We start from the raw sequence: 2,931 nt of genomic DNA on the forward strand, positions 1-2,931 counted from the left end.
GGAGATACAAGCGATCAAGAAAATCGCTGAAAAGCACGCAGGGGCAGGCGGCGTAAGGCTGCTGTGGGGCGACACCAAGCAGGGCGACAGGGGACAGGTCGTTGAGGATTTTCAAAAAGACCCCGATGTGCGGGTGTTTATAGCCCAGACGCAGACAGGCGGCGTGGGGATAACCCTGACGGCCGCGGACACGATGATATTCTACTCGTTAGATTACTCCTACGGGAACCACGCACAGGCGATGGCGCGTATCCACCGCATAGGACAGAAGTTCCCCGTCACTTATATTTACTTGCTGGCGTCCGGCACAATCGATGAGGCGGTGTACGAGACGCTCCAAGGTAAGCGGTCGATGGCAGAGTTCGTCCTCGACAGGGGCGTTGATGGCGTAGCGGGTATGATTTAAAAAAAAACGAAAAGGAGGCATGAAATGAAACCGAAGCCAAAGAAACAATCGATGAGATGGACGGACGTAGAGAGGGGGTACATAATGGACAACTGGAAGGTCGCGACAGAAGAAGAAATCGCGGAGACGCTTGGGCGAAGCAAAGCAGCGGTTGTTGCGCAGGCGTACACGCTGGGGCTTGCAACGCCTGTGAACAAGTGGACGAAGTGGGAACAGGCGTACCTAGAGGACAATTGGAACGCGAAAACCCCCGGCGAGATAGCCGAGTGTCTGGGCAGGACGAAAAAAGCGGTCGAAACCCGCGCCCGCAAATGTGGGGTGTCGTGGAGCGACAACGACGCCGATGCCGCAAGGGTGAGCCTTCCCCCGCTGCAACCCGTGACACGGAGCTGGGCAGAAACGACAGCGGAGTTGCGGGAACTGCTGGGGGTATAGTCAAAAATAGTCAGGAGGGAAAAACAATGGAAAAAGAAAAGAAATTATTGAACGAGATTTTAAACGGCGAAGGCGGCATAGAGCAGATGCCGGAGAACTACCCTGATACGGTGCTAGACAAGGTCGGATATGCGCAGTACTCACTAACCCGTAACTTGGGGAACATTGGAAAAGCCGTAGATAGGTTGAGTCGCCTTTACACCCTGCTGTTGGTGGCGGAAAAGAGTGGCGGTGTCCTTCCGGACATTATAACCAACAACGAGTTGCGGATGGCGTTAGAGCCGCTGATGCGAATACAGGGAAACATAAATGAGTTGGTTGAAATGTTGCTGCCGATATACCGCGAAACGAAGAAAGGGCAGGAGGCCACCGATGAACGCTAAAGAGATTGTGAGGGCGTTGAGGTGCTGCTCAAACGTAGACACCAGAAAGCCAGATTGTGAGAACTGCCCGTTGTTTAGCACTCGGTTATGCGTAAAAATAATGCTGGAGGGTGCCGCCGACCTGATCGAGAGCCTGCAAGCCGAACTAGACAAACTAAACGATTTTGAGCAGGGCCAATGTGCAAAGCTACTTGCCCAGCTTACCGAGCGGGACGAGGGCATCAAGCGATTGCAGCGCGAACTGACTAGTCTGGCGATAGAGAGCCTTGACAGGGTGAGGGAGCTGGCGAAACTGGAAGCGGAGGTTATAGCGATGCGGGCCTGTGGCCGGGAAGGAGACGCGGAATGAAACGCTGTAAGGATTTGGAGTATTCGTGGGCAGGGCTTAAAGCTGGATTAACGGTCAACGCCTACACGGTGGAGTGCGATAACGGTAAAAAATACGTCGTGTATGCGCATGATTTTAATGACCAGTCATGGTTTTTGGCAAGGCTTGATTTTAGGCATGGCGTTTCGCAAAGAAGCAGAGACTGTGAAACTCACTTTGAACAGCGCCCGAGGACTAGTTATTTGCCGGACAAGAAAGGCCAGCCAAAAAAGAAGCCGTTTTGGTATCGGGGGCGCGGTTACGAGCTGAAAGGGGTACAGCATGAATGAGATAGAATACGCCATTACCAATTTTGAGGAATTTCTTGAAGCCGACATAGGGCAGGGCGATTTACATATGTGCAGTGCGGAAACGGCCCTCTCCGCCCTCCGCTCCGAGGCCGAGAGGGAGAAGGGATGCAAGTATTGCAATGACGTTTGTGCTTTGGATTGGCAATACGGGCTTGACCACATCTTGCCTGATTATAGGTTTTGCCCGATGTGCGGCTGTGAGCTGGTCAAGCGATTGGAGGTAGAGCCATGAGGATGATTGACAAAGACGCTTTGTTGGCTGACATAGAAAAAACAATAGCGGAAAGCGGCTGCGTAAACCATGAAGGAGAAATTGTGGATTGTATTGAGTACGCCCCAGCCGTTGACGCTGTGCCTGTGGTGCGTGGGGAGTGGATACAAAAGCACCACATAATTAGTCTTAACAACATGACATTGACCGGAACATACCCGACCTGCAACCTTTGCGATTATGCAGAAGTCGGCATGGCGAAGAACACTAACTACTGCCCCAACTGCGGCGCCAAAATGGAGGACAGGCCATGCGGATAATTTACATCGCTTACCCATTCGGCGGCGAACAAGAGAACGTGGAGAAGGTTGAGAATGTTATCAAGGGGCTACTGCACAAACACAAGGGGCTACTGCACAAACACCCGGATTGCACGTTTTACAGCCCGCTACACGCGACAGGGTTCTTTTACGATCAACTTCCCTATCTGGAGGGCTTGATACATTGTTTTGAAGCGTTAAGCCGGCGTGATGAGTTATGGATTGCCGGAGATTGGCGTAACAGCCGAGGGTGCAACATGGAGCATGGGTTTGCGGAGGCGAAAGGGATTCCGATTAAGGTTATAAACAACTAAACAAAGTCATAGGCAGCGCTTTAATTGCCGGCAGCCTTTATGACGGGAAGGGACTATGCCGAATGAAACATTACGGAAATGTACGCAATATTAACGGCGCTGCGGTTTAGCCAGTAGACATAATCACATTCGGCGCGCCTTGTCAGGATTTAAGCGTTGCTGGAAAGCGAAGTGGCATGAAGCA

8 protein-coding genes and 1 pseudogene are annotated in these 2,931 nt (G+C 52.0%); all 9 read left to right on the plus strand.

All coding sequences use genetic code 11. From position 1 onward, the window contains the following. Positions 1 to 406, plus strand: a 406-nt coding sequence (locus tag GX117_04980; GenBank protein NLO32697.1) for an SWF/SNF helicase family protein, incomplete at its 5' end; no start/stop codon positions are given. Between the two features lie 24 nt (positions 407 to 430). Continuing rightward, a complete protein-coding gene (locus GX117_04985; GenBank protein ID NLO32698.1) occupies positions 431 to 841 on the plus strand; it encodes a hypothetical protein in 411 nt (136 codons plus the stop codon). Positions 842 to 867: 26 nt separating this feature from the next. After that, positions 868 to 1,224, plus strand: a complete 357-nt coding sequence (locus GX117_04990; protein NLO32699.1) for a hypothetical protein — start codon at positions 868 to 870, stop codon at positions 1,222 to 1,224. Beyond that, on the plus strand, positions 1,214 to 1,573 hold the full coding sequence (locus GX117_04995; GenBank protein ID NLO32700.1) for a hypothetical protein: 360 nt from the start codon (positions 1,214 to 1,216) through the stop codon (positions 1,571 to 1,573). Before GX117_04990 ends, GX117_04995 begins: the two co-directional genes overlap by 11 nt. After that, a complete protein-coding gene (locus tag GX117_05000) occupies positions 1,570 to 1,881 on the plus strand; it encodes a hypothetical protein (GenBank protein ID NLO32701.1) in 312 nt (103 codons plus the stop codon). The genes GX117_04995 and GX117_05000 overlap by 4 nt, the downstream gene beginning before the upstream one ends. Further along, entirely contained in the window at positions 1,874 to 2,134 is a 261-nt protein-coding gene (locus tag GX117_05005; protein ID NLO32702.1) for a hypothetical protein, read from the plus strand. The genes GX117_05000 and GX117_05005 overlap by 8 nt, the downstream gene beginning before the upstream one ends. Further along, positions 2,131 to 2,433, plus strand: coding sequence for a hypothetical protein (locus GX117_05010; protein ID NLO32703.1), 303 nt, complete (start codon positions 2,131 to 2,133; stop codon positions 2,431 to 2,433). Before GX117_05005 ends, GX117_05010 begins: the two co-directional genes overlap by 4 nt. Further along, positions 2,424 to 2,747: a DUF4406 domain-containing protein gene (locus GX117_05015; GenBank protein ID NLO32704.1), complete on the plus strand. Its 324-nt coding sequence runs from the start codon at positions 2,424 to 2,426 to the stop codon at positions 2,745 to 2,747. Before GX117_05010 ends, GX117_05015 begins: the two co-directional genes overlap by 10 nt. Positions 2,748 to 2,809: 62 nt before the next feature. Further along, positions 2,810 to 2,931 (plus strand): annotated as a pseudogene (locus GX117_05020) (DNA cytosine methyltransferase).

It is taken from the genome of Candidatus Hydrogenedentota bacterium, assembly GCA_012523015.1.
Taxonomy (GTDB): domain Bacteria; phylum Hydrogenedentota; class Hydrogenedentia; order Hydrogenedentales; family CAITNO01; genus JAAYBJ01.